The organism is Aquabacterium soli (assembly GCF_003933735.1).
In the GTDB taxonomy this organism is placed as follows: Bacteria; Pseudomonadota; Gammaproteobacteria; order Burkholderiales; family Burkholderiaceae_C; genus Aquabacterium; species Aquabacterium soli.
The window spans coordinates 164,064-187,594 of the sequence record NZ_RSED01000004.1 but is presented as its reverse complement, the minus strand read 5'-3'; the positions used below and the strand labels follow the sequence as shown (position 1 = coordinate 187,594).

The 23,531-nt window shown below is 67.5% G+C and carries 21 protein-coding genes and 1 riboswitch; of the genes, 15 read left to right on the top strand and 6 right to left on the bottom strand.

Translation table 11 applies throughout. The annotated features are described in order from the left end of the window. Positions 1-4: 4 nt before the first annotated feature. Together EIP75_RS06505 and EIP75_RS06500 are read right to left on the bottom strand one after the other, a co-directional pair. Positions 5-583: a hypothetical protein gene (locus tag EIP75_RS06505; protein ID WP_125242423.1), complete on the bottom strand. Its 579-nt coding sequence runs from the start codon at positions 581-583 to the stop codon at positions 5-7. A gap of 93 nt (positions 584-676) precedes the next feature. Further along, positions 677-1,072: a hypothetical protein gene (locus EIP75_RS06500; RefSeq protein ID WP_125242422.1), complete on the bottom strand. Its 396-nt coding sequence runs from the start codon at positions 1,070-1,072 to the stop codon at positions 677-679. Positions 1,073-1,296: 224 nt separating this feature from the next. Here EIP75_RS06500 and EIP75_RS06495 point away from each other — a divergent pair, with 224 nt between their 5' ends. From EIP75_RS06495 to EIP75_RS06485, 3 genes are all read left to right on the top strand, one after another. Continuing rightward, positions 1,297-1,905: a CBS domain-containing protein gene (locus tag EIP75_RS06495; RefSeq protein WP_125242421.1), complete on the top strand. Its 609-nt coding sequence runs from the start codon at positions 1,297-1,299 to the stop codon at positions 1,903-1,905. 329 nt (positions 1,906-2,234) lie between these two features. Next, entirely contained in the window at positions 2,235-2,684 is a 450-nt protein-coding gene (locus EIP75_RS25005) for a hypothetical protein (RefSeq protein WP_125242569.1), read from the top strand. A 443-nt stretch (positions 2,685-3,127) separates the two neighbouring features. Next, positions 3,128-3,745, top strand: coding sequence for an outer membrane protein (locus tag EIP75_RS06485; protein ID WP_158622757.1), 618 nt, complete (start codon positions 3,128-3,130; stop codon positions 3,743-3,745). 62 nt (positions 3,746-3,807) lie between these two features. Here EIP75_RS06485 and ku read toward each other — a convergent pair whose 3' ends face one another. Beyond that, a complete protein-coding gene (gene ku, locus EIP75_RS06480; RefSeq protein WP_125242419.1) occupies positions 3,808-4,740 on the bottom strand; it encodes a non-homologous end joining protein Ku in 933 nt (310 codons plus the stop codon). 36 nt (positions 4,741-4,776) lie between these two features. On the opposite strand from ku, the gene ligD reads away from it, so the two are divergent. Together ligD and EIP75_RS06470 are read left to right on the top strand one after the other, a co-directional pair. Further along, on the top strand, positions 4,777-7,338 hold the full coding sequence (gene ligD, locus EIP75_RS06475; RefSeq protein WP_420797149.1) for a DNA ligase D: 2,562 nt from the start codon (positions 4,777-4,779) through the stop codon (positions 7,336-7,338). A 49-nt stretch (positions 7,339-7,387) separates the two neighbouring features. Then, the gene (locus EIP75_RS06470) at positions 7,388-8,542 is read left to right on the top strand and encodes an ATP-binding protein (RefSeq protein ID WP_125242418.1); all 1,155 of its coding nucleotides are present in this window, start codon (positions 7,388-7,390) and stop codon (positions 8,540-8,542) included. Here EIP75_RS06470 and EIP75_RS06465 read toward each other — a convergent pair whose 3' ends face one another. Continuing rightward, a complete protein-coding gene (locus EIP75_RS06465) occupies positions 8,543-9,391 on the bottom strand; it encodes an NAD(P)-dependent oxidoreductase (RefSeq protein ID WP_233584713.1) in 849 nt (282 codons plus the stop codon). A gap of 215 nt (positions 9,392-9,606) precedes the next feature. Between EIP75_RS06465 and EIP75_RS06460 the strand changes: the two genes are divergently transcribed. Further along, positions 9,607-10,602 carry a GGDEF domain-containing protein gene (locus tag EIP75_RS06460; RefSeq protein ID WP_233584712.1) on the top strand — a complete coding sequence of 332 codons (996 nt, stop codon included), beginning with the start codon at positions 9,607-9,609 and terminating at the stop codon, positions 10,600-10,602. A 357-nt stretch (positions 10,603-10,959) separates the two neighbouring features. On the opposite strand, the gene EIP75_RS06455 is transcribed toward EIP75_RS06460, so the two are convergent. Further along, positions 10,960-11,292 carry a cell division protein ZapA gene (locus tag EIP75_RS06455; RefSeq protein ID WP_125242415.1) on the bottom strand — a complete coding sequence of 111 codons (333 nt, stop codon included), beginning with the start codon at positions 11,290-11,292 and terminating at the stop codon, positions 10,960-10,962. After that, on the bottom strand, positions 11,289-11,528 hold the full coding sequence (gene zapB / locus EIP75_RS06450) for a cell division protein ZapB (RefSeq protein ID WP_125242414.1): 240 nt from the start codon (positions 11,526-11,528) through the stop codon (positions 11,289-11,291). Before zapB ends, EIP75_RS06455 begins: the two co-directional genes overlap by 4 nt. Positions 11,529-11,614: 86 nt before the next feature. After that, positions 11,615-11,852: riboswitch (cobalamin riboswitch) on the top strand. Between the two features lie 89 nt (positions 11,853-11,941). On the opposite strand from zapB, the gene EIP75_RS06445 reads away from it, so the two are divergent. The 9 genes from EIP75_RS06445 to cobN are packed head-to-tail and all read left to right on the top strand — an operon-like array spanning position 11,942 to position 23,525. Continuing rightward, complete coding sequence (locus EIP75_RS06445; protein WP_158622756.1) at positions 11,942-13,825, top strand: TonB-dependent receptor domain-containing protein; 1,884 nt, start codon at positions 11,942-11,944, stop codon at positions 13,823-13,825. 33 nt (positions 13,826-13,858) lie between these two features. Then, positions 13,859-14,449 (top strand): bifunctional adenosylcobinamide kinase/adenosylcobinamide-phosphate guanylyltransferase, encoded by a 591-nt coding sequence (cobU, locus tag EIP75_RS06440; RefSeq protein WP_125242412.1) that lies wholly within the window; start codon positions 13,859-13,861, stop codon positions 14,447-14,449. A gap of 27 nt (positions 14,450-14,476) precedes the next feature. Then, entirely contained in the window at positions 14,477-15,394 is a 918-nt protein-coding gene (locus EIP75_RS06435; RefSeq protein ID WP_125242567.1) for an ABC transporter substrate-binding protein, read from the top strand. After that, complete coding sequence (locus EIP75_RS06430; RefSeq protein WP_125242411.1) at positions 15,391-16,362, top strand: FecCD family ABC transporter permease; 972 nt, start codon at positions 15,391-15,393, stop codon at positions 16,360-16,362. The genes EIP75_RS06435 and EIP75_RS06430 overlap by 4 nt, the downstream gene beginning before the upstream one ends. 10 nt (positions 16,363-16,372) lie before the next feature. After that, entirely contained in the window at positions 16,373-17,197 is an 825-nt protein-coding gene (locus tag EIP75_RS06425; protein ID WP_125242410.1) for an ABC transporter ATP-binding protein, read from the top strand. Further along, on the top strand, positions 17,194-18,525 hold the full coding sequence (locus tag EIP75_RS06420) for a cobyrinic acid a,c-diamide synthase CobB (protein WP_125242409.1): 1,332 nt from the start codon (positions 17,194-17,196) through the stop codon (positions 18,523-18,525). Before EIP75_RS06425 ends, EIP75_RS06420 begins: the two co-directional genes overlap by 4 nt. Next, positions 18,515-18,982, top strand: coding sequence for a hypothetical protein (locus tag EIP75_RS06415; RefSeq protein WP_125242408.1), 468 nt, complete (start codon positions 18,515-18,517; stop codon positions 18,980-18,982). The genes EIP75_RS06420 and EIP75_RS06415 overlap by 11 nt, the downstream gene beginning before the upstream one ends. Beyond that, a complete protein-coding gene (locus tag EIP75_RS06410) occupies positions 18,979-19,347 on the top strand; it encodes a DUF2149 domain-containing protein (RefSeq protein WP_125242407.1) in 369 nt (122 codons plus the stop codon). The genes EIP75_RS06415 and EIP75_RS06410 overlap by 4 nt, the downstream gene beginning before the upstream one ends. Positions 19,348-19,355: 8 nt before the next feature. After that, on the top strand, positions 19,356-23,525 hold the full coding sequence (gene cobN, locus EIP75_RS06405; RefSeq protein ID WP_233584711.1) for a cobaltochelatase subunit CobN: 4,170 nt from the start codon (positions 19,356-19,358) through the stop codon (positions 23,523-23,525). The last annotated feature ends 6 nt before the right edge of the window (positions 23,526-23,531 follow it).

Genomic DNA, 23,531 nt, shown 5'->3' with positions numbered 1-23,531 from the left:
TTGGTCAGGGAGATGAGGCCGCCTGTGCTGCACGGCCAAGGCATGCATGTTTGGCGCCGCCTTCCAGCGTGTCGCAGGCGCGCGGATCGTTCGCATGGACTCGTCCGGTCTCGCCCAGGCTCTTGTCGATGGGCAGGCGGTTCCTGGATGCCTGGTCGGCCTCTGCTTTGGCCTGGTCGAATTGCTTGCGTGCCTCCAGCTTGCAGGTCCGTGCCGTGGCGCCAGCGCGCTGATCGCACACACGCAGGCTTGCCTGAAGGTCCGCCTGCGCGATCGCCAAACGGGCCTTGTGTGCGGCTTCGGGCGTCCCCTTGTAAAGGGCTTCTGCGCGCTGCTCTCGCTTGGTCCGTTCGGCCTTGGCTGTGGCTTGGCAAACATCCTTGTCGCGGACCGATTGTTGGCCGCATTGCGCCAGGGCGGTCTTGAACTGCTGTGCAGCCTCGGCCCGGGACTGCTCGTAGGCAACCTTGTCTCCCGCCGCCTGGGTCAGGGCCCAGCAGGTGGCCGCGCCCAGCAAAAGCGTTGCAACGCCCACGCTGCGAAGATTCAGGCTGTCCGGTGTGCTCAGCGAAGTGGTGCTCATGTTCTTCTTCTCTCATCGGGTCGCTTGATTTGCATGGAAAGACCTGCGCGATCTGCGCAGGTCCTTTCTCGACGCAGTGGATCCGTGGGTGCTTCAACGCACGTTGCTGTTGCCGCTGCCGCCACCGGCGCGGTTCGGGTCGTCCAGCACGCTGGGAGCGCTGGCTGCGTCACGGGCATGCTTGCCCTTCTTGCTGCCGGTATGGCGGGCCTTGTGGGGCTTGCTGGCACCGCTGTCCACCCCAGCGGCTGTCGGGTCGACGCGGTTGTAGTCGACCGACGGGGCCGCGGGTGCGCCATTCATGTCGCTGGGCGGCAAGGCCGGGGGCGTGGCGCCCGAGGTGCCAGCCGAACCGTTGATGGCGCCGGCCGCGTTGGAGGTGCCGCCACCGTTGACGGTGGAGCCCTGGCTTTGGGCCATGGCCGCGCCGCTGGCGACCAGGGCTGCCGTGGCAACCAGGGAGATGCGCTTCAGTAGGTGCTTGTTCATGGGAGTGTCCTCAGTGTGTGTTGAAGGAAAGGCTGTCAGTGGACAGCGCCAGACGCTGCCTGCCAGGGGGTGGGCAAGTGGCGTGCCTTCCTCTGAGAAGAAGTTGAAGAGGGGTGCTCAACCACCCTGACGCCATGGCCTTGCGCACCCAGGGCACGGCGATTGCCGCTCCAGGTCGTCACCGCCAACGACCAATCTGCCAACCACCCCAACAGGAGAACGCCATGACACCCGTATCCCAAGCCATGACGCGCGGCGTGCGCACCATTTCTCCCTCCGATTCGCTCGTGCTGGCTGCTCAGGCCATGGACGAACTCAACATTGGCTCACTGCCCGTCTGCGACGGCTCGAATCTCATGGGCATCCTTACCGACCGGGACATCGTGACCCGGGCAGTCGCCCAGGGTTGCTCCCTGGATGACACCAAGGTGTTCGACGTGATGAGCCAGAACGTGCAGTGGTGCTTCGAAGACCAGTCGATCGAGGAGGTGGCTGGCCGCATGGCCCACGTGCAGATCCGCCGGTTGCCCGTGCTGGACCGCGACAAGCAACTCGTGGGCATGCTGACGCTGGGCGACATGGCTACCAAGGCCAGCGAGAAGATGGCTGCACAGACCTTGGAGTCCATCTCTGAGCCCGCTGAGCCGGACCGCTCAGAACAATCCACGGCCAGCGATAAGGCGGGCGGAGGATCTGGCTCGAAACAGGCTCGCTCATCCAAGAGGCAGTCATCCAAGGAGTCTTCGTCCGGCAGCTATCTGCAAGACGAGCAACGCATGCCCGCGGGACCTGACAGCAGCGGCAACCATGCTGCTGTGCGTTCCGCCCATTGAGCGATCTTTGCATCGCATGGAGAAGACCCATGAAAGACACCCATAACCGATCCCGTGAGAAGCGGCGCGTGGAGGGCCTGTGTGCCACGGCCCCCGAGAAAGTGCCTACATACCAGGAATTGCTGGATGAGTCACTGGACCAGACATTTCCCGCCAGCGATCCAATCTCACCCAGCGCGGCCATGCATGCTGAACAGGTCATCCAGTCGGCGCGTGACGCGCGCGATTGGTCGCTGGCACCTGAGGCGCCCGCATGTGCCACCGGTCAGAACACGGTGCAGTCTCAGTGCCAGCCGGGCCGAGGCGCGTTCGTGGATGCCGGGACCGCCATGAAAGCCATCGACTTGGCCCTGCCCATGATCGAGAAAGCATTGCTGGACGCGGAGATCTCAAGTTGTGGCACCTTGTCCATCGTGGTGATGGACCCAGCGGCCAATCCCCGGCAGCACCGTTTTGAAGAGGCGGTGCTGTTGACGCAGGACTTGGGCAAGCCCCAGGATGCCGGTGATGACTACGCCGGGTTCGCCAGAGCCAAAGCACGTTTGAGTTGGGAAAACGGCCTGGACAGCAGCGTGGTTCAGGCTACCCGTCCCCATGTGCTTCGGCAGGGTGACACTTTGCTATGGGGCAGCGTGTACCTCGATGGCGTGGTGGTGGCGGTGGCTGGTGCCAATCCCTGGTTCGACGAGGCCTTTGCCACCACCATCGCCGCCAATCTGCGCGCGCTGGCCAAGCAGCGGCAGGCACAGGCTCTGAAAGAACGCCGATTCATCGTCTGAATCAGGGTGACAACTGTGGCCGCAGGAGGCCGCCGGGAACACAGATTGCCGATGGAGTCCACGAACCCCGCCTCTGTTGGCGGGGGTTCATGACACACCCTTCATAACGAGGAGCTGAGATGACCCAAGGCGATACCCCACGCTGCAGAGTTCTGGCTGTCAGCATCATGCTGGGCCTGGGCTTGACCGCCGCCCATGCACAGATCCCAGGCGATTCCCCGGGGGGGGCTCCCCAGTACCGTGACCAGAGTGGCGTGCTGCAGCCCGGTTCTGGGGCAGCGGGTACCACCACTGCACCGACTGGAACCTGGACGCCCGCCAAGCCGTCAAACTCGTCTGCGGCGCCCCAGGCGCCTGCACAGGACGGTGCATCGGGCAACATGCAGAGTCCCGCCTCCACAGTGCCATCCACTCCGAGCCCTGCTGCCGCACCCAGTCCAGCCATGGACGGCGCCAGTTCTCCTCGCAGTGCGCTGAGCAATGATCAGGCGCCACTGCCATCGGAGCCGACCGCAGCCGGCCCGGGCGGCCCTTATGGTGGCTACGACCCGGCTCGGGAATCGTGGATTCCATACACCTCATCGGGCTACATCGGCGTATCAGGCGGCAAGCCAGACCTGAAGACGGCCTGTGCGGCAGGACTCAGTTGTGACGATCCCGATTCTGCATGGTCCGTCTATCTGGGGGGGCAGTTCAATCCCTACCTGGGCCTGCAACTGGGCTATCTGCAACTGCAGGATGCGGACCGCAATGGAGGCGACACCAAGGTGCGTGGCGTGAACATCTCTTTGACAGGCGCCTTGCCTCTGGGCAGCAATTTCAGCCTCAATGGCCGCGTGGGCGGCACGTATGGCTGGACCAAGACGACCGTTGGCGCAGCGGTAACGGCTCCTTCCGGTAATGAAGAAGGCTTTGGTGTGGCCTATGGGGTGGGGGCCAGCTGGGATTTCGATCGCCACTGGAGCGTCACCGTGGACTGGGACCGCCATCGCCTGAAGTTCGCGGGCGATGAAAAGAAGAACACCGACATCGCCTCTGTCGGCCTTCGCTATCGCTTCTGAGCGGTAGCTTCAAGCGCATCGCAAGGGTTACCGGGCTCTGAGCCCGGCCACAAGCCTCCTCGCTACGAGGAGGCTTTTCTCTTTTTGTCCGTTGCTGCACCGGCGGAAGCAGCCGAGCGTTTGCGGGCAGTCGCTGCCTTCTTGACCGCCGGTTTTCGGCCGCTGGCCGATTCACCCTTGTCGTCGTTGCCCTGGCCTTTTTTACCTGCAAGACTGCGTTTGAGCAACTCCGTCAGGTCGATCACGTTGGACGCCTTGCCGGCCTCATCGGCCTGCTCTTGCGGCGTCACCTCATGCACATCGCCAGCCTCGTGCTTCTGGTCCACCAGCGCCATCACGGCATCGCGGAACTCGTTGCGGTAGTGCTCGGGTTGCCAGTCCTGGGACATGTCATCCACCAGGGCCTTGGCCATGTCCAGTTCGCTGGGCTTGATGCCCGCGGCCTTGCTTCCCTCGGCGGGCAGCTTGAGCTCTTCCCAGGACCTGATCTCCGAAGGCCAGCGCAAGGTGTTGAGCATCAGCGCAGGGCCGGCAGGCACCAGGGCGGCCAGGTGCTGCTTGGTCTGGATCACCACGCGTGCCAGTCCGATGCGACCTGCGGACAGCAGCGTTTCGCGCAGCAGCGCATAGACCTTGTCGCCCTTGTTGATCGGCGCCAGGTAGTACGGCCGTTCCAGGTAGACGAAGGGAATGTCGCCTGCGCGCACGAACGCTTCGATCTCGATGGTCTGCGTTGTCTTGGGGTAGGCATTGCGGATTTCATCGTCGCTGAGCACCACGTACTGCCCCTGGCCTCGGGCCACGCCCTTGACGATGTGCTCCTTGGTGATCTCCTTGCCGGTGCGCTTGTTGATTCGCTTGTAGCCCACGGGATCCAGCGTGCGCTTGTCCAGCCAGTCGAAGTCGATGTCATCCTCCTGCGAGGCCGGGTACAGCCCCACAGGGATGTGGACCAGACCGAATGAGATCGCGCCTTTCCAGAGGGTTCTTGGCATGGGTGTGTCCGTGGATGGTGGGCCGGGACACAGGACATGGCAAACACCGTGCCCATGGGCATGCTGCTTGCCCTGGCGGTGTGGCCCCACTTCGTGATCCCCGCCATGGCCAAGGACGACAAACTCCATCACTACCGTTCCAAGCGCGATTTCTCGATCACCAGTGAGCCCGAGGGCCAGGTGGGAAAGCCGGGCCAGGCCCTGGGCTTCGTGATCCAGAAGCACGCGGCAAGGCGCCTGCACTACGACTTCCGCCTGGAACTCGATGGCACGCTCAAGAGTTGGGCCGTGCCCAAGGGCCCCAGTCTGGATCCGGCCGACAAACGCATGGCCGTGCATGTAGAGGACCATCCGCTGGCTTACGGCGGTTTCGAAGGGGTGATCCCGGCCGGGCAATACGGTGCCGGCACGGTGATCGTATGGGACCGGGGCGAGTGGGTGCCCCTGGGTGATCCCGCGAAGGGTTACAAGGATGGCAAGCTCAAGTTCGAACTGCGTGGCCACAAGCTGCAAGGCCACTGGACCCTGGTGCGCATGCGGGGCCGTGGCCAGGAGCGGCAAGAGCCTTGGCTGCTGATCAAGGAGCGTGACGAGGCCGCTCGGCCCGCCAGCGAGTACGACGTCGTAGAGGCCTTGCCCGACAGCGTGCTGAAGGCCTCCCAGCCCACGCGCAAGAAGGCGAAGGCCGTCCACTCAGAATCCATGCCCCTGACCCAGGCGCCGCAGCTCGCCACGCTGGTGAACAGTGTGCCGAGCGAGGGCGATTGGCTGTATGAAATCAAGTTCGACGGCTATCGCCTTATGGCCCGCGTCGATCAAGGCACGGTGCGGCTGTTCACCCGCAATGGCCACGACTGGACCTCGCGGCTCAAGAGGCTGGCCGCGGAGCTCGGTCAGCTTGGATTGAAGTCGGGCTGGCTCGATGGCGAGATCGTGGTCATCGGCTCCCACGGCGGCACCGATTTCCAGGCTTTGCAGAACGCCTTCGATCTGGTGCGCACCGAGCCCATTCAGTACTTTGTGTTCGATCTGCTGCATGTGGACGGCGAAGACCTGCGCGATCAACCCTTGAAAGCACGGCGAGAACGCCTGCGCGCCCTCATCGATGGGGCTGCAGCCGATGCGCATCCCCACGTGCGCTACAGCGAGGATTTCCAGGTCGAGCCCGCGCATCTGCTGCACACCGCCTGCGCCATGCGCATGGAGGGCGTGATCGGCAAGCGCCTTGATGCGCCTTACCGAGCAGGCCGCAGCGATGCCTGGATCAAGCTCAAGTGCACGCAGCGCCAGGAGTTCGTGATCGGCGGTTACACAGACCCGAAGGGCTCACGCCAAGGGCTGGGTGCCTTGCTGCTCGGCACCCACGATGAGCAGGGGCAGCTGCGCTACGCCGGCAATGTGGGCAGCGGCTTCGATGCCCATGCCCTGCGCGATGTGCACAAGCGCCTCCAGGCGCTGGCCACCGGCAAGCCGGCGTTCGTCGGTCTGCCGGGCGATGTCAAAGGCCATTGGGTCAAGCCCACGCTGGTGGCCGAGGTGTCCTTCGCCGAGTGGACCAAGGAGGGGCGCCTGCGTCAGGCGGTGTTCCATGGCTTGCGTGCCGACAAGCCGGCGCGCGCCATCACCCGTGAGACGGCGAAGCCCCCACCGGGTGACGCTGCGGCGTTGCCTGCCAGGAAGGCCACCAAGAGGGCGTCGACTGCCAAGCCCGGCGCCCAACATCACAGCGTCGCTGGTGTGCGCATCAGCCATGCCGACCGCATCATCGATCCCTCGACCGGCATCACGAAGGGCGAGCTTGCGGATTACCACGCCCGTGCCGCCCGTCGCATGCTGCTGCACCTGGCGGGCAGGCCTGTGTCGCTGGTGCGGGCGCCTGAGGGCATCCAGGGCGAGCTGTTTTTCCAGAAGCATGCCGACCGCATGAGCATCCCGGGCATCGAGCGGCTCGATCCTGCCCTGGACCCAGGGCATGCGCCGCTGCTGGCGGTGCCCAGCCGCGAAGCCCTGGTGGGAGCGGCCCAGATGAACGTCATCGAGCTGCACACCTGGAACGCCCTCATCGATCACATCGAGCAGCCCGACCGCATGACCTTCGATCTCGACCCCGGCGAGGGCGTGGCGTGGGCCCATGTGCAGGAGGGGGCGGAGCTGGTGCGCGTGATGCTGGAAGAGTTGTCGTTGCGCAGTTTTCTGAAGACCAGCGGCGGCAAGGGGCTGCATGTGGTGGTGCCCTTCAAACCTTCGTTGGGTTGGGACCAGGTGAAGGGCTTGTCCAAGGCGCTCGTGGAGCACCTGGCCTCGGCCATCCCCGACCGTTTCGTCAGCAAGAGCGGGCCGCGCAACCGCGTGGGCAAGATCTTCGTGGACTATCTGCGCAATGGCCGGGGCGCCACCACGGCATCGGCGTGGACCGCCCGCGCCAGGCCGGGCATGGGCGTGTCCGTGCCGGTGGATTGGTCGGAACTGCCCGAGCTGAGCAGCGGCGCGCATTGGACCTTGCGGACTGTGGACGAGCGCCTGACAGGCGATGATCCCTGGGCTGGCTACAAGCGCGTGAAGCAGTCCTTGCGCGAGGCGCTCAAGGCCATGGGCTGAGCCGGGGGGCGCCTGTCAACGCATCGCGGGAGTGCACAATCCCGGATGTATGACTGAAGCCATATCGCCCGACGCGCACCAGCCTCCACGGATCCTTCTGGTGGGCCTGTTGCCTGGCATGGGCAGCATGCACCTTCCCCGGCGCCTGGCACGTGCCGGCCTTGAAGTGGTCTTTGCGGGCATCCGTGCCTGCCTGGCGTCCCGTTCCGGCCATGTGCGGGCGTTCTGCCCGTGGCAGTTCAACGAGGGTGGCGGCCTGGCGGTAGAGCCCTTCATCCAATGCGTCAGGCAGCTGCAGCCCCAGTGGGTGATCCCGCTCGATGAGGTGTCCTCGCAGATGCTGCAGCAGATGGGCGTCGGGCGACTTCCTGGCGGCCAGTCCGCGTTGCCCAACGATGTCGTGGCACTGCTTCAACGCTCCCTGGGCCATCCGGGCGGCTATCCGCTGTTTGCAGTGCGCCGTCGTGCCTTTGAGACAGCCCGTGAGGCCAACATCCCAGCACCCGTGCAGGCCGATGTGGGCACGCTCGATGCGTGTCTTGAGTTCGCTCGCTCGCATGGCTATCCCGTTGTCTTGAAGCAGGAAACTTCACGGGGTGGCGTGGGCACGTTCATCCTGGACAACGATGCAGCCTTGCGCGATTTCGCGGCCAGCGGGCGGCTGAGCCGACCAGGTCCGCCGTGGGTCATCCAGGCGTTTGTGAACGGGGCGCTCGGCATGCATGCCGTGTTTGCCCAGCAGGGGCGTGTGCTGGCCCAGGTCAGCGCCATCCAGCTCAGTCGCCGCAGCGCCAGGATGACAGCGCCCAGCAGCGTGGTCAGACTGCTTCAGCATGACGCGATGTCCGCCAGTTGCGCCGCCTTCGTGGCGGCCAACCAGGCCTCCGGATTCCATGGCTGGGATTTCCAGCTGGACGAGGCCGGCAACGCGCTGATGATCGAACACAATCCCCGCCCCATCTCGATCTCCCACCTGGGACACCTGCTGGGTGACGATCTGTGCGGGGCGCTGGCGCATGTGTGTGGTGTGGCCCCGGCCAAACCGCAAGTGCATGCGGAGGGTGAGCGCCTGGTTGCCCTGTTCCCGGACGAGTGGCAACGTGATCCACACAGCCCCATGCTTCACGACGCATTCCACGATGCGCCGTGGGACGATCAGCCTCTGCTCACCGCCCTTCTGCAAGAGAACATGCGTTTGATCTGATCAAACCGCCTTCTGGCGCCGTTGCAGCTCCTTGAACAACGCTGCCTGGTCCAGTTCCGCCAGGCCGTGCTCGGCGGCCGAGGCATACAGTGCCGCCAGCTCATCCGTGATCGGCATGTCGAAGTCCATGCCCTGGGCCGTGTGCTGCGCGTTGCGCATGTCCTTGAGCTGGATGGCGATGGAGCCGCGCTTGGCAAAATCGCCTTGCACCATGCGTTGGCCATGAACCTCCAGAATGCGGCTTTCCGCGAAGCCGCCGCGCAGGGCTTCGCGCACCTTGACCGGATCAGCCCCGCCGCGTTCGGCCAGCAGCAGCGCCTCGGCCACGGCTCCGATGGTGATGCCCACGATCATCTGGTTGGCCAGCTTGGCCAGTTGTCCGCTGCCGGTGGGGCCTACATGGACGGGGCGTCCCATGGCCGTGAGCACAGGCCTCGCACGCTCGAAATCTGCAGGATTTCCGCCCGCCATGATGGCCAGGGTGCCCGCCTCGGCCCCCAACGTTCCGCCGGAAACCGGTGCATCCAGCGCTGTCACGCCCGCGGCCTGCAAGCGTTGAGCGTGCTCACGTGCCTGTTCCGGCAGGATGGAGCTCATGTCGATCACCAGCGCACCCGGCGCCAGGCCCGCGAGGGCGGCGTGTTCGGTCGCACAGCAGCCCCCACCGAACAGGACCTCGCTCACCACCCCGCCATGCTCCAGCATCGTGATGACGATGCTGGCCCCGGCCACTGCGTCACGGGGCGTGGCGGCCACCCTGGCCCCGGTGTCGGCCAGGGCTTCGGCCTTGGCCCGTGTCCGGTTCCACAAAGTCAAGGGAAAACCCGCTGCGGCCAGGCGTCTGGCCATGGGGGCTCCCATCAGGCCGCAGCCCAGTAAGCTGATTTGAGGCATGGTGAACACTCGCTAAATCGATCGCTGTTGCGCAAAATGGCCGTCAAGCACGGTAAAGCAGGGCTTGATCCCTTGTTTGAAGGACAGCCGCTGCCTTGAAATTGCGCCAACATATCGCATGTTCGGGATTTTCGCCCTCACCGTTGACAACAACGACACCAATGAATGAAATGGCCGATTCTCTTGCGACGGTGACGCCAGGCTTGAGCGGGATGGAGGACGCCCTGGTCCGCAGTCTCGAGCAACTGGGCGCCGGCGTGCTCATCAAGCACCTGGGCACGGGACGCTATGAGTACGCCAGCCCCGCTGCCCGCGGGCTGTGGCCTGGGGCGCGTGATCCCCTGGGCGCCAGCGATGCCGAGCTGTTCGATGCCGTGCAGGCCGTGGCCCTGCGCGCGGCCGACCAGCAGGCCGTGTCGCTGAGCAGCGGCTTTGCCGCCGAACACCGCCTCGAGCGCCAGGGTGAGCGCCGTGAGTACATGGTCTGGCGTCAGGCCTTGCGCGACGCCGATGGACAAGCTTCCCGCGTGCTCAGCAGCTGGCAGGACCTGACCGAGGCCCGCAAGCGCGAGCAGCAGCTGCAGGCGGCCTTGCAGCAGATTGAAGAACAGCAGTTGGCCAACGCCGAGCTGCGCCGCGAAATGCAGGACAACCAGGTCCGCGACAATGTGTCCGGCCTGTACCACCGTGCCCACTTCGAAGAGCAACTGCGCCGCGAGGCCGATCTCTCAAGTCGTGAGCAGCGCGAGTTCGCCATCGTCTCGGTCGCCGTGGACGGCATGGACGACATCCGTCAGACCTATGGGGCTGACAGCTGCGAACGCGTCGTCGAGGCCCTGGGGCGCTTGCTGCGTGCCAACACCCGCGCGATGGATTCCCCCTGCCGCTTGGGTGGCGACCGTTTCGTGGTGTTGCTCTCCGGCGTCGGCCTGGCCACAGCGCACTCGCGCATGGAGCATCTGCGCAAGCAGTGCTCGCAGCACATCGTGGCCTACAACGGCCAGCAGATCCCCTTCACGGTCAGCATGGGCATCGCCAGCTTTCCGCACACGGCGGGGTCGGTCGAAGAACTCATGCGCAGTGCAGACCGCTCCATGGCCGTCTCACGCGAAAAGGGCGGCAACCACCTCACGCTGGCCAGCATTCAGTTCGTGCCGGCAGGCTGATCCCAACGCACAGACGCGACGTCCTCGGATCTTCAAAGAAAAAACCGGCGCGGTGCTTCGAGCACCGGCCGGTTTCTTGTTGAATAGGTGTCCGCCGCGAACCAGTCACCGCACTCCTGAACCCTAGGGATTCAGGTGGGCGAGGTCAACTCCACTTCGGGTTCATCTGACGCGAGACGATCACACCAGCAAAGTAATGTTCCAAGCCCTGGCTCAATGAGCATCGGTTCAAGGAAATATTGGCTTCCGCGAACGCGACGAACGCCTTCATTGTAGGCCTGCGCCTCACTCTGCAAACACTAAGCTGTGCCTGGCTTGCGGGTTTAGTTGACAGATCGACAACGCTGGTGGGCGTGTTCACAGCAGGTGGCCATCGCCACTGAGCGCGGCATCCAGGCGCGAGATCAAGGTGTCCAGGTGCTCGGCCGATGGCTGTGGCTCGCCCTGTGCCGGCGCGCCGTCTTCGGTGGCCGCCGTGGGCTTGATGGCGGGCATCGATGCCAGTTCGAACGCCAGGTTCAAGGCGGCCAGCACGGCGATGCGCTCGCGTGCCTTGAGCTTGCCCGCATCGCGGATGGCGCACATCTCGCGGTCGACGTGGCTGACGGCCTGGCGCAATTGCGGCTCGCCACCGTCTGGGCAGCCCAGCAGGTAGCTCTGCCCCATGATGGAGACTTCGATCTGTTTCATGCTCGGTCGTCAGGCGGGAGGTCGTCGTCTTCAGCGGTGGCCGCAGCGGGCGCGGGCAGCTTGTCGATCAGGGTGTCGATGCGGGCACGGGCAGCCGACAGGCGGGCACGCAGCGAGTCGCGCTCTTGCGTGACCACGAGCACTTGCTGTTGCAGCAGGGCATTGGTGCGCTGCAGCTCGTCGTGGCGCAGCAGCAGGCGCTCGACGCGGTCGATCAGGTCTTCGATCCTGGACATGAGGGTGGGCCCTCGCTCCCATGGTGGCCTCAGAGGCGGAACCCGGATTGTAGGCGCCGAAACCAGGCCAGGGGCTGGGGCCCTCCCTTACAATCATGGCCGTTGGTGCTCGCGCCGGGGTTCGCCCGGTGCGGTTAAACGGGAAGCAAGAGGGTCTGTCGCACCACCGGTGCCAGCCCGACTTGCGCTGCCCCCGCAACGGTCGGCGGTCAAGCCCTGCAAGGGGCTTCGCCCGTGTTCACAACCACTGGGTGTTCTGCATCTGGGAAGGTTTCACGGGTCGAACCGCCTAGCCCGGATACCGGCCAGCAAGGGGTGTGACGGCACCGAGCCTTCCGGGGTTCATGTCGGCGTGCCATGTCGCTCCATGCTTGCGGGGATGCAGGCGGGGCTCTTGCTTGTTTTTCTCAATCATGTTGTTCCTGAACTCGGTGCGCCAGGCACCAGGGGTGCGTTCGGCCATGGCCGTCGCGGTGTCGGCCTTGGCCTTGGGAGGCCATCAGGCCGTGTGGTCGGCCGATCGTGATGCCGGTCTGGAGCCGGTGGTGGTCACCGCCACCCGTGTGGCCACCCCGCTGAGCAAGGTGCTGTCCGATGTGACCGTGCTGGACCGCAGCGACATCGAGCGGCAGGGCAGTGGCGGCCTGGTGGATCTGCTGCGGCGCATGCCGGGCGCCGAGTTCTCGCGCAATGGCGGCCCGGGCGGCACGACCAGCTTCTACCTGCGCGGTGCAGAGAACCGTTTCACCGCGGTGTTGATCGACGGGGTGCGCGTGGATTCGCAGTCCACCGGTGGTGCGCCCTGGGAGGCCATTCCCCTGTCGCAGATCGACCGCATCGAGATCGTGCGCGGGCCCCTGAGCACCCTCTACGGTTCGGACGCCATTGGAGGCGTGGTGCAGATCTTCACGCGCCGCGGCAAACCAGGGTTGCAGGCCGAAGCACAGGTGGGCGCGGGGAGCCGGGGGCTGGCTCAGGCGCAGGCCAGTGTCGGTGGTGGCAATGAGCGCTGGGATGTCTCGGCAGGGTTTGCCTCCGAGTACAGCAAGGGATTCGATTCGACCGTGAGGACATCGTCCAGCAACGTGCCCGATGACGACGGGTATCAGACCCACACCGCCAATGGCCGCCTGGGTTGGACGCTCAACGACGATCATCGCCTGGAGGTGAGTGCGCTGAGTAGCCGGTGGGACACGCGCTACGACGCGTCCAGGACCAGGCCCGTCGATGACCACTCGCTGCGCGAACTGGACACCACTGCGGCGAACTGGCAGGCGCGGTGGAGTCGGCTGTGGAACAGCCGTCTGCAGCTGACCCAGTCGGACGAGCGCTACGAGACGCGCCCCAGCCCCTACCAGACCCACACGAAGATCAACACCTACAGCTGGCAGCATGATGTCGTGCTGGGTGTGCATGCCCTGCACGCCGTGCTGGAAAGGCGCGAGGACAAGCTGGTCAACAGCAGCCTGGTGGCTTCGCCCTCCCGAGGCTCGGGCGATCGCAGCCTGGACTCGTTCGGCCTGGGCTATGGCCTGGACGTGGGCGCCTTTTCTTTGCAGCTGAACGCCCGCCAGGACGATGACAGCGAGTTCGGCCGCCACGGCACGGGATCGGCGGCTGCGGGTTGGCGCTTTGCCCAAGGCTGGCAATGGCGTGCGGCTTTGGGCCAGGCCTTCCGCGTGCCCACCCTGTATCAGCGTTTCAGCCAGTACGGCCAGGCCTCGCTGCGCCCTGAGACCTCACTGAATCACGAAACGGGCATCGACTACCGCAAGGGCGACACCTCATTCGGCGCAACCCTGTACCGCAACGAGGTGGAAGACATGATCACCTTCAGCACGCCGGGTGTCTGCATCGATACAAGGAATTGCTATCGCAACACCGCACAGGCCCTGCTCAAGGGACTGACAGTGCATGGCGAGACGCTGCTGGGCAAGGTTCGCCTCTCGGCTTCGGTGGACCTGCAATCGCCCAAGGATGTGAACACCGACAAGTTGCTGGCCCGCCGTGCGCGCCAGCACGCCACCGTGCGCGCGGATACCGACCTGGGCGCCTGGACACTGGGCGCCGAGGTGCTGGCCTCCGGTTACCGCTACAACGCGGCGGCCAACACGGCTGCCCAGAAGTTGGGGGGCTATGCCCTGCTGAACCTGGATGCGCAGTACCAGATCAACAAGGCCTGGCGCCTTCTGATGAAGCTGGACAATGCGCTGGACAAGGATTACCAGACGGCCCAGAACTTCAACAGCCAACCGGTGACGGCCTTCGTCGGCCTGCGCTGGACACTGGACCGCTGAGCAGCTTGCCTCGTCATCACAGAGCCCCAAGTCATGGACCACGTTCCCACCGCACCATCCTCATCGCCTCATCACCTGGTGGTGGGCGGGCAGCGCAGCGGCAAGTCACGGCATGCCGAGGCGCTGGCGCGTCGGTGGCGTGATGGCGGCGCGGAGCGTGGCGTGGTGGTCGTGGCCACCGCATTGGCGGGCGATGACGAGATGCGCGCGCGCATCGAGCGCCATCAGCGCGAGCGCCCCGCCGGCTTCAGCACGGTGGAGGCCCCGCTGAATCTGGCGCAGGCTTTGCGGGAGGCGTCCGCGCCTGGCCGCCTGCTGCTGGTGGATTGCCTGACCCTGTGGTTGACCAACTGGCTGATGCCCTTGAGCGGCCAGCCCGATCACCAGGCTTGGGAAGCGGAGCGCGAGGCCGTGCTGGCCACGCTGCCCACGCTGGCTTCGCCCGTGGTGTTCGTGTCCAACGAGGTGGGCTGGGGTGTGGTGCCGCTGGGGCGTGAGATGCGCCTCTTTGTCGACGAGCTGGGCTGGCTGAACCAGGCGGTGGCCAGGCGTTGTGCCCAGCTGACCTTGATGGTGGCGGGCCAGCCCTGGACGCGCGCCGTGTCCGATGTCGATCCGGCTTGATACGAGGAAGCAAGGATGTTCGTTCTGATGAAGGCCCTGCGTGGCTTGCTGTCGCCGAGGGCGGCGCTGTGCTGGACGATGGCAGCCGCCTCCGGCGCCGCCATGGCCGCTGGCGTGAGCGTGGTCGACGACCGTGGCGTGAGCGTGAGCCTGCCGGCCCTGCCCACCCGGGTGGTGACCCTGTTGCCCTCGCTCACCGAGACCGTGTGCGAGCTCGGGGCCTGTGCGCGCCTGGTGGGCACGGACCGCTATTCCAACCACCCTGCGTCGGTCAAGTCCCTGCCCAAGATGGGCGGCCTGGACGATGCCAATGTCGAGATGATCGTGGCGCTGCGGCCCGACGTGGTGCTGCTGGCCGTGTCCTCGCGCGTGATCGACCGTCTGGAAGGCCTGGGCCTGAAGGTGGTGGCGCTGGAGCCCAAGACCTACGAGGACGTGCGCCGCGTGGCAGGCAAGGTCTCGCAGTTGCTGGGACAGGGGCCAGCGGGCGAGCGCCTGTGGGCCCGCCTGGAGGCCCAGGTGGGTGATGCGGCGCGCAGCGTGCCGCCAGCGGCCCGCGGCCTGAGCGTCTACTACGAGATCGACAGCGCACCTTATGCCGCAGGGGAGTCCTCCTTCATCGGGCACACGCTGACGCGCCTGGGGGCGGTCAACATCGTGCCGTCGCGCCTGGGGCCGTTCCCCAAGCTCAATCCCGAGTTCGTGGTGCGTGCCGATCCCCAGGTGATCATGGTGTCGGCCAAGGGTGCGATGGGCCTGCCCACCCGGCCGGGCTGGTCCCGCATCCGGGCGGTCAAGGAGCGCCATGTCTGCGCCTTCACCCCGGAGCAGGGCGATGTGCTCTCGCGTCCGGGCCCGCGCATGGGTGAGGCTGCGCGCATCATGGCCTCGTGCCTGCGTGATGCCGTGGGCGTGCCTGCAGCACCGACCGGGGGACAGCCATGAAGGTCGTCGCCTGGGGGCTGGTGCTGATGCTCACGACGGCTGCGTTGCTGGTGCTGGGTGTGGCGGTGGGCAGCACAGGCTGGTCCCCACCCTGGATGGCCTCCGGTGACGCGCTGGCCTGGGACATCGCCTGGGACATCCGCGCGCCACGCGGCGTGGGCGCCTGGCTGGCCGGTGCGCTGCTGGGCCTGGGCGGTGCGATCGCGCAGGGCGTGTTCCGCAACCCGCTGGCCGATCCCTACCTGCTGGGCAGCTCTTCCGGCGCGGCCCTGGGTGTGGCCATCTTCCTGGCCCTGGTGGGGGTGAGCCCTGCCGCCACCAGCCTGGCCATGCGCCTGGGGCTGACCGGTGCCGCCTTCCTGGGTGCCGTCGGGGCGGTGCTGTTGACACTGGTGCTGGCCAAGGGCGTGCAGCACACGCTGCGCCTGCTGCTGGCCGGCGTGGTGGTGGGTGTCGTGCTGGGCGCGCTGAGTGCGCTGACCATGCTGATGGTGCCGGACATCATGCGGGCCATGCAGGCCTTCATGCTCGGCACGACGGGCTTTCTGGGATGGGGCAGTGCGTGGATCCTGATGGCGGTGCTGGTGTGCAGCGTGGTCGTGGCCTGGGCCTGCAGCCGTGCGCTCGACGCGCTGAGCCTGGGAGACGCGGCCGCCATCAGCCTGGGCGTGCGCCTGACCCTGGTGCGTGCACTGCTGGTGGGCGCGATGGCTTTGGCCACCGGAGCGGCCGTGGCACAGGCCGGCCTGATTTCTTTCGTCGGTCTGGTGGCGCCGCACCTGGTGCGTAGCCGGGTGCACACCACGCACGGGCCGCTGCTGGTGCTGTCGGCGATGGCCGGCGGCGTGCTGCTGCTGGGCGCCGACATCGCGGCCCGGTGGGTGCTGGCGCCGCTGGAGCTGCCGGTGGGGGTGCTCACGGCGGTGCTCGGTGGGGGTTACCTGCTGTGGCGCATGCACCGGGCTTGAGGGCGATGCCATGAATCCTGTTTCAACGCTTGCACACCAGGCCCTGTCGGCCGACATCCGCTCCGTGCGGCTGTCCGGCCGCGACATCCTGGGCGCCATCTCACTGCAGGTGCCAACGGGCCGCTGGACGGCCATCGTCGGCCCCAACGGTGCGGGCAAATCCACCCTGCTGCGCACATTGGCCGGCTTGCAGCCCTGTGACGGGCAGGTGCAATTGCAGGGCCGTGCACTGAAGGCCTGGCCGGCGAAGGATCGGGCACGGGCCTTGTCCTGGCTGGGACAAGCCGAGACGGGTGCCGAGGATCTGCGTGCCTTGGATGTGGTGATGCTGGGCCGCCTTCCTCACCAGCCCTGGCTGGCGCCGCCCAGCGAGGCCGACCAGGCGGCCGTGCAGCAGGCCATGCAGGCCACCCAATGCTGGGAGTGGGGTGACCGACCCATGGGCCGGCTGTCCGGCGGCGAGCGTCAGCGGGTGCTGCTGGCGCGGGCCCTGGCCGTGCAGGCCTCGACCCTGCTGATGGACGAACCGCTGGCCCACCTGGACCCGCCCCACCAGGCCGACTGGCTGGACATCGTGCGTGCCGAGCGTGCCCGCGGCGCGACCGTGGTCAGCGTGCTGCACGAGTTGAACATGGCCCTGCAGGCCGATGAGCTGATCGTGATGGCGCAAGGCCGCGTGGTCCACCAGGGGCCCACAGGCGAGGCCGCCGCGCACCGGGCGCTGAGCGCGGTGTTTGACCAGCGCGTGCGCCTGAGCCAGGTGGACGGTCACTGGGTGGCGCTGCCTTGCGCCGCGCCGCCCACTGCAGGGCAGGGCCGTGGAGCTGCGCCATGAGCGGAACACCGGATCGCCACTGCCCGGCCTTGCTCGTCAGTGCCCCGGCATCCGGCCAGGGCAAGACCACGGCCACGGCCGCGCTCGCCCGCTGGCATCGCCAGCAGGGGCGCCGCGTGCGCGTCTTCAAGGCTGGCCCGGATTTTCTCGACCCCATGGTGCTGGAGCGCGCCAGCGGGCATCCGGTCTACCAGCTCGACCTGTGGATGGGCGGCGAGGCGCACTGCCGTGAACTGCTGTGGCAGGCGGCCGCCGAGGCCGACCTGATCCTGGTCGAAGGCGTGATGGGCCTGTACGACGGGCTGTCGTCCACCGCGGATCTGGCGCTGCGCCTGGGCCTGCCCGTGCTGGCCGTGATCGACGCCTCGGGCATGGCCCAGACCTTCGGCGCCGTTGCCCATGGCCTGGCCACCTACCGAGAGGGCTTGAGATTGGCCGGTGTGCTGGCCAACCGCGTCGCCAGCGACGGGCATGCGGCCATGTTGCGTGAGAGCCTGCCGCCCGGCATGAAGTGGTTCGGCGGCCTGCCGCGGGACGAAGGCTTCGGCATGCCATCGCGCCACCTGGGCCTGGTGCAGGCCGACGAGGTGCAGGACATCGATGCACGCCTGAACCTGGCGGCCGATGCCTTGGGGCGACTGAAGCCCGAGACGCCCGAGCCCGTGGCCTTCACCCTGTCAGTACCTCCGCAGCCGATACCGCGCCTGCTCGAAGGCGTGCGCATCGCCATCGCGAAGGACGAGGCCTTCGCCTTCCTGTACCGCGCCAACGTGGACACCCTGCACGCGCTCGGTGCAGAGCTGCTGTATTTCTCTGCCTTGCGGGACCAGGCCTTGCCGCCTGCGACCGATGCGCTGTACCTGCCCGGCGGGTACCCTGAGCTGCATCTCGAGGCCTTGTCGGGCAACGACGCCATGAGGCAGGCGGTGGCCAGCCACCATGCACAGGGCCGCCCCATCGTGGCGGAATGCGGCGGCATGCTGGCGCTGCTGGAGCACCTGGTCGACAAGCAGGGCCAGGGGGCCGCGATGTGGGGGCTGTTGCCCGGTGAGGCGGCGATGCAGCCGCGCCTGGTCAACCTGGGCCTGCACGAGGCCGCCCTGTCTCAAGGCGCGGTGCGCGGGCACACCTTCCACCACGCGGCCATGCAGTCGCCACTGGAGCCCTCGGGCTGGACGCGCTCGCAGCGCTTCAATGGCAAGCCCGAAGCGATCTACCAGTCAGACAGGGCAGGGCGGCTGCATGCCAGCTTCCTGCACCTGTACTTTCCTTCCAACCCGGCCGCCGTGGCGGCCTTGTTCTCACCGGATGCACACCATGTGGATTGAAGCTGGATTCTCTCAAGTGGCCCAGGCCTTGTTGTGGCCTGTGCTGGTCCTGGTGGGACTGGCCTTCGTCTATGCCCTGTGGTTGGGGGGCCGCACCCTGATGGAGGGCTGGCAGCGCCGGGGCGGCCGTTACGCCAGCCTGCCGTCGAACGATGCATCCCTGTCGCTGGAGGAGCTGGAGCTGGCCGTGGTGCGCCAGCTCGAGCCCGTGCGCCTGCTCAGCCGCCTGAGCCCGATGCTGGGCCTGATCGCCACCATGATCCCGCTGGGCCCGGCCCTGCAGAGCGTGGCGGCCGGCCAGGGGCAGCAGGCCCTGGCGGTGTTCAGCAGCGCCTTTGCAGGCGTGGTTCTGGCGTTGGCCGCAGCCAGCGTGGGCCTGACGGTCTACTCGGTGCGCCGACGCTGGCTGCTGGCCGAGCTGCTGGATGTGCGCAAGGCCCGCGGGGTGGCCGCATGAGCTTCAAGCACCTGCATCTGCTGGCCGAGGATGACGACGACCCGATGCTGTCGGCCGTCAACCTGGTCGATGTGTTCCTGGTGCTGGTGGTCGCGCTGCTGACGGCGGTGGCGGCCAAGTCCAACACGCAGCCCGATGGCGACGACCGCGTCACCATCATCAAGAACGCCGGCTCGCCAGACATGGAAGTGATCGTGCGCGAGAACGGCAAGGAAGTGAAGTTCAAGGGCGCAGGGCAGGCAGGGGCCGGCCAGGGCGAGCGGGCCGGCGTGGCCTACAAGCTCAAGGACGGCAACATCGTCTACGTGCCGGAGCCGGGTGGTGCCTCGGCACCGTCCGCCCAGCCGGCGAAGGGGCCGCGTTGAGCGCGGACATGCGCGCGCGTGGAGGGCGCCGGGTGCCGTCGATGGCGCGCCTGATCGGTTTCATGGCATGCAGGGGCTTCATGGGCTTTCTGGCCCTGCTCGGCTTGCTGGTGCTGTGCTCTGGCGCGGCGCGCGCGCAAGCCCCGGCCCCGGCCCCGGCCCCGGCCCCGGCCCCGGCGTCTGGCACCCTTCTGTGGATCACTGGCGAGGTGACGCCCGTGCCACGCACGGCCCTGGTCGAACGGCTGGCCCGTGAGGCCGGCTTGCGCTTTGCGCACATCGACCATCCCTTGCGCGGTCCGGCCACGCTGTCGCCGACGGAACTGCAGGCCTTGCAGGCGGCCCTGCGGCAGGCCTCGGTGGTGTGGGTCGATGCGCCGCATGCCTCGGTGCAGGCCCGGCTGGGCGGCTTGCTGGCCGAGGCCCTGGCGCAGGAGCGCCGGCAGCGGCCAGGCCTGCCGGTGAGCTGGGTGCTGCCTGCTGGCGACGACCCGGCCTTGTCGCTCACGCCTCTGGAGTCCCGCATGGCGGCCTACCTGCGCGCGGGGGGGCAGGCCAACGTGCGTGCTGCCGTGGCGCTGGCCGCGGCCCATGCCGCGGGGCGCGCAGCGCCGGCCTTGCCCGAGCCGCGCCCCTGGCCCGCGCGTGGGCTGTACCACCCGGATGCGCCCGCGCTGATGGCCGATGCGCAGGCCATGTCGCGGTGGATGCAGACCCAGTCGAGCCTGCGTGCCAGGCCCGCCGTGGCCGTGCTGGTGCACCGGTATCACTTCATCGACGGCAACACCGAGTGGCTGGACCAGTGGCTGCACCTGTTCGCGCAAGAGGGCATGGCCGCCTACGCGGTGTTCGGCCAGCAGGTCGACGAGCCCGGCCTGCAGGCCTTGCTGACCTGGCCCGATGCGCAGGGCGGCACGGTGGTGCACCCGCGTGTGATCGTGTCGCACCAGTTGCTGCCGCGTGCGGCCTCGCTGCAGCCGCTGTGGTCGCGCTGGGGCGTGCCCTTGCTGATCACCCAGCCCTACCGCGGCGGCGACGAGGCGCAGTGGTCGCGTGACGACAATGGCCTGTCACAGGCCGATGTGCCCTTCTACCTGGCTCAGCCAGAGGGTGCCGGCGGCATCGACCCGGTGGTGGTGACGGCCCATGCCGACCAAGGCCGGCGAGTGGCCTTGATCGAGCGCCAGGCCCGCGCTGTCGCCGCCAAGGCGCGCCGCCTCGTCAGCTTGCAGACCCGGCCTGCGGGCGACAAGCGCCTGGTCGCCATGGTCTACAACTACCCGCCCGGCGGCAGCAACTTCGGTGCGTCCTTCCTCAACGTACCGCGCAGCCTGGAGGTGGTCTCGCAAGGCCTGGCCCAGGCGGGTTACGACACCCATGCGCTGCCCGAGCAGGCCTGGATCGATGGCCTCAAGCCCTTGCTGGCAGCCTACTACCCGGGCACGGATCTGCAGGGCCTGCTGGCGCATGACCAGGCAGCGGCCTTGCCCCTGTCCGACTACATGGCCTGGTGGCGTGGCCTGCCTGCAGCCATCCGCCAACGCATCGAGTCCCAGTGGGGGCCGCCCGAGCGCAGCCGCTACGTGGTCGAGTGGCAAGGCCGGCGTGTGTTCGTCATCCCCCGGCTGGCCGTGGGCAAGCTGTCGGTGCTGCCCCAGCCGCCGCGCGAGGAGACGCTGCACCAGGGCCAGAACCCCTTCATGCACCGCAGCAAGGCGCCGCTGTCGCACCACTACCTGGCGGTCTACCTGTGGGCGCGGCAGGCCGATGCCCTGATCCACTTCGGCACGCACGGCACGCAGGAGTGGGCCCCCGGCAAGGCGCGTGGCCTGGACATGCTCGACGATGCCTTGCTGCCGCTGGGCGATGTGCCCGTGGTGTATCCCTACATCGTCGACAACCTGGGCGAGGCGCTCACGGCCAAGCGGCGCGGCCGCGCGGTCCTCGTGAGCCACCGCACGCCAGTGTTCGCCCCCGCGGGTTTCGAGGCACGCATGGCGCACATGCACGAACTGATGCACGAATGGGAGACCGTGGACCCGGGCCCCACCAAGGCGACGCTGGAGAAGCAGCTGATCGAGCAGTTCGTCGAACACCAGCTGCACCGCGACCTGGGCTGGACGGCCGAGCGCATCGCGGGTGATTTCTCCGGCTTTCTGGAATTGCTCCATCCCTACCTGGATGCCCTGGCACAGAGCTCCCAGCCCAAGGGTCTGGCGGTGTTCGGCCGGGTGCCCGATGCAGCCCAGCGACAGCAGACCATCCTGCAGGCCTTGCGCAAGCCCTTGATCGAGGCCCTGGGCGAAGACATCGACGAGGCCTTCCTGATCAACCACGAGTCGGTGGCCACGGCCCGGCCGGCCCGCTGGCTGCATGTGGCGCTGCGTGACGCCGAGGCGGCCAGCCACCTGGACCTGCGACCTGGCCACGCCGACGGCCCTGTGCCCAACCGCGCGGAGCGCAAGCCCATCGATTCACCCGCGCTGAAGGCCCTGGCCTTGCGCGCCCAGGCCCTGGAAGCCCTGTTGTCGACAGAAGGCGAGATGCCCGGCCTGCTGCGTGCGCTGGAAGGGCGTTTCATCGAGGCGGCGTACGGCGGCGATCCCATCCGCAACCCGGACAGCCTGCCCACCGGCCGCAACCTCACGGGCCTGGACCCGGCCCGCCTGCCGACCCGCCGCGCCTACGAGGTGGCCGAGGGCCTGTTCAAGGACTGGCTCGCGCAGTGGCGGCAGGCGCATGGCGGTGCCATGCCCAGCCGGCTGGCGCTGTCGCTGTGGGCCGGCGAGACCTTGCGCCACCAGGGCATCATGGAGGCGCAGGCCTTGGTGGCCCTCGGCATGCGGCCGGTGTGGGACGACTCGGGCCGCCCGCAGCGCCTGGAGGTGATTCCCTTGCGCGAACTGCAACGCCCCCGCGTGGACGTGCTGCTCAGCATCACCGGCTCTTACCGCGACCAGTTTCCTGCGCTGATGGCGCTGGTCGACCAGGGGGTGCGCCTGGCCGCGGAGGCCGAGCCTGGCAACGCCATCGTGCGCAACACGGCCCAGGTGCAGGCCGACCTGCAGCGCCGTGGCATCGCACCTGCACAGGCCCGTGCGCTGGCCCAGGCCCGTGTGTTCGGCAATGCGCAGGGCGACTACGGTACCGGCCTGTCCGAGGCGGTTCAATCCGACGGGGTGCAGCGCGACGATGCCCGGCTGGGCGAGATGTTCCTGCAGCGCATGAGCCAGCCCTATGTGGACGGCGAACCCCTGTCCGGCGTGGCTTCAGGCGCAGCGGCGCAGGCCCTGGGGGCGCACCTGCGCCAGACCCAGGCGGCGCTGCTGTCGCGCAGCTCGCATCTGTACGCCATGGTCAGCTCCGACGACCCCTTCCAGTACCTGGGCGGTCTGGCCGCGGCCGCGCGCAGCGCCGGCAGCACCCAGCCCCTGGGCTTGTACGTGAGCCAGCTGCAGGACACGAGCGAGGTGCACACCGAATCTGCCCAGCGCGTGATCGCGCTCGAGATGCAGTCGCGCTACCTGCACCCGGGCTGGTTGCAGGCCCAGAAGCAGGAGGGCTATGCGGGCACACTGCAGGTGCTCAAGGCCCTGCAGTTCACCTGGGGCTGGCAGGTCACGTCGCCGGACACGGTGCGCCCCGACCATTGGCAGAACTTCTACGAGGTGCTGGTCAAGGACAAGCACCAGCTGGGCCTGCCGCAGTGGATGCGCAGCCACCCCCAGGCCTATGCCCAGGCGCTGGAGCGGCTGGTGCAGGCCGAGCGCATGCGCTACTGGCAACCTGATGCGGCCACGCGAGAGCAACTGGCCGGGTTGTACCGCGAGCTGACGCGCGAGGCCCCACTGCATGCCGAGCTGGGCAGCGTGCGCGGGTGGGTGGCGCGAGAGCTGCACGACGCCGTGTCTGCGGATGCGCCCATGGCCCCACCACAGCAGGCCGAGCAGGCCGCGCAAGTCAAGCCCCTGCCACCGCCAGCGCCGTCCGTCGCGCAGCCGCCCCCGCCACCTCAAGGCGTGCTGCTGCAACGCCAGGCCGATGTGCCCACGGTGTCTGCATCGCCGTGGCCCTCTCTGGCCACCTTGCTCACCTGGGTGCTGCTGGCCCTGTGGGCTGCGTGCGGTGCGGTGTGGCAAGCTCGGCGCCCACCGACCCGCGTGCCAGCCACGGCCTGATCCTCT

Excerpts from the sequence above, each read along its gene's own strand:
- EIP75_RS25005 (WP_125242569.1), top strand. The coding sequence starts at position 2,235 with ATGAAAGCCATCGACTTGGCCCTGCCCATGATCGAGAAAGCATTGCTG.
- EIP75_RS06425 (WP_125242410.1), top strand. The coding sequence starts at position 16,373 with ATGAATCCTGTTTCAACGCTTGCACACCAGGCCCTGTCGGCCGACATC.
- ku (WP_125242419.1), bottom strand. The coding sequence starts at position 4,740 with ATGCCAAGAACCCTCTGGAAAGGCGCGATCTCATTCGGTCTGGTCCAC.
- EIP75_RS06445 (WP_158622756.1), top strand. The coding sequence starts at position 11,942 with ATGTTGTTCCTGAACTCGGTGCGCCAGGCACCAGGGGTGCGTTCGGCC.
- EIP75_RS06495 (WP_125242421.1), top strand. The coding sequence starts at position 1,297 with ATGACACCCGTATCCCAAGCCATGACGCGCGGCGTGCGCACCATTTCT.
- EIP75_RS06430 (WP_125242411.1), top strand. The coding sequence starts at position 15,391 with ATGAAGGTCGTCGCCTGGGGGCTGGTGCTGATGCTCACGACGGCTGCG.
- EIP75_RS06500 (WP_125242422.1), bottom strand. The coding sequence starts at position 1,072 with ATGAACAAGCACCTACTGAAGCGCATCTCCCTGGTTGCCACGGCAGCC.
- cobU (WP_125242412.1), top strand. The coding sequence starts at position 13,859 with ATGGACCACGTTCCCACCGCACCATCCTCATCGCCTCATCACCTGGTG.
- EIP75_RS06505 (WP_125242423.1), bottom strand. The coding sequence starts at position 583 with ATGAGCACCACTTCGCTGAGCACACCGGACAGCCTGAATCTTCGCAGC.
- EIP75_RS06470 (WP_125242418.1), top strand. The coding sequence starts at position 7,388 with ATGACTGAAGCCATATCGCCCGACGCGCACCAGCCTCCACGGATCCTT.
- EIP75_RS06415 (WP_125242408.1), top strand. The coding sequence starts at position 18,515 with ATGTGGATTGAAGCTGGATTCTCTCAAGTGGCCCAGGCCTTGTTGTGG.
- EIP75_RS06460 (WP_233584712.1), top strand. The coding sequence starts at position 9,607 with ATGGCCGATTCTCTTGCGACGGTGACGCCAGGCTTGAGCGGGATGGAG.
- EIP75_RS06410 (WP_125242407.1), top strand. The coding sequence starts at position 18,979 with ATGAGCTTCAAGCACCTGCATCTGCTGGCCGAGGATGACGACGACCCG.
- EIP75_RS06455 (WP_125242415.1), bottom strand. The coding sequence starts at position 11,292 with ATGAAACAGATCGAAGTCTCCATCATGGGGCAGAGCTACCTGCTGGGC.
- EIP75_RS06485 (WP_158622757.1), top strand. The coding sequence starts at position 3,128 with ATGGACGGCGCCAGTTCTCCTCGCAGTGCGCTGAGCAATGATCAGGCG.
- EIP75_RS06465 (WP_233584713.1), bottom strand. The coding sequence starts at position 9,391 with ATGGCCAGACGCCTGGCCGCAGCGGGTTTTCCCTTGACTTTGTGGAAC.
- ligD (WP_420797149.1), top strand. The coding sequence starts at position 4,777 with ATGGCAAACACCGTGCCCATGGGCATGCTGCTTGCCCTGGCGGTGTGG.
- cobN (WP_233584711.1), top strand. The coding sequence starts at position 19,356 with ATGCGCGCGCGTGGAGGGCGCCGGGTGCCGTCGATGGCGCGCCTGATC.
- zapB (WP_125242414.1), bottom strand. The coding sequence starts at position 11,528 with ATGTCCAGGATCGAAGACCTGATCGACCGCGTCGAGCGCCTGCTGCTG.
- EIP75_RS06435 (WP_125242567.1), top strand. The coding sequence starts at position 14,477 with ATGAAGGCCCTGCGTGGCTTGCTGTCGCCGAGGGCGGCGCTGTGCTGG.
- EIP75_RS06420 (WP_125242409.1), top strand. The coding sequence starts at position 17,194 with ATGAGCGGAACACCGGATCGCCACTGCCCGGCCTTGCTCGTCAGTGCC.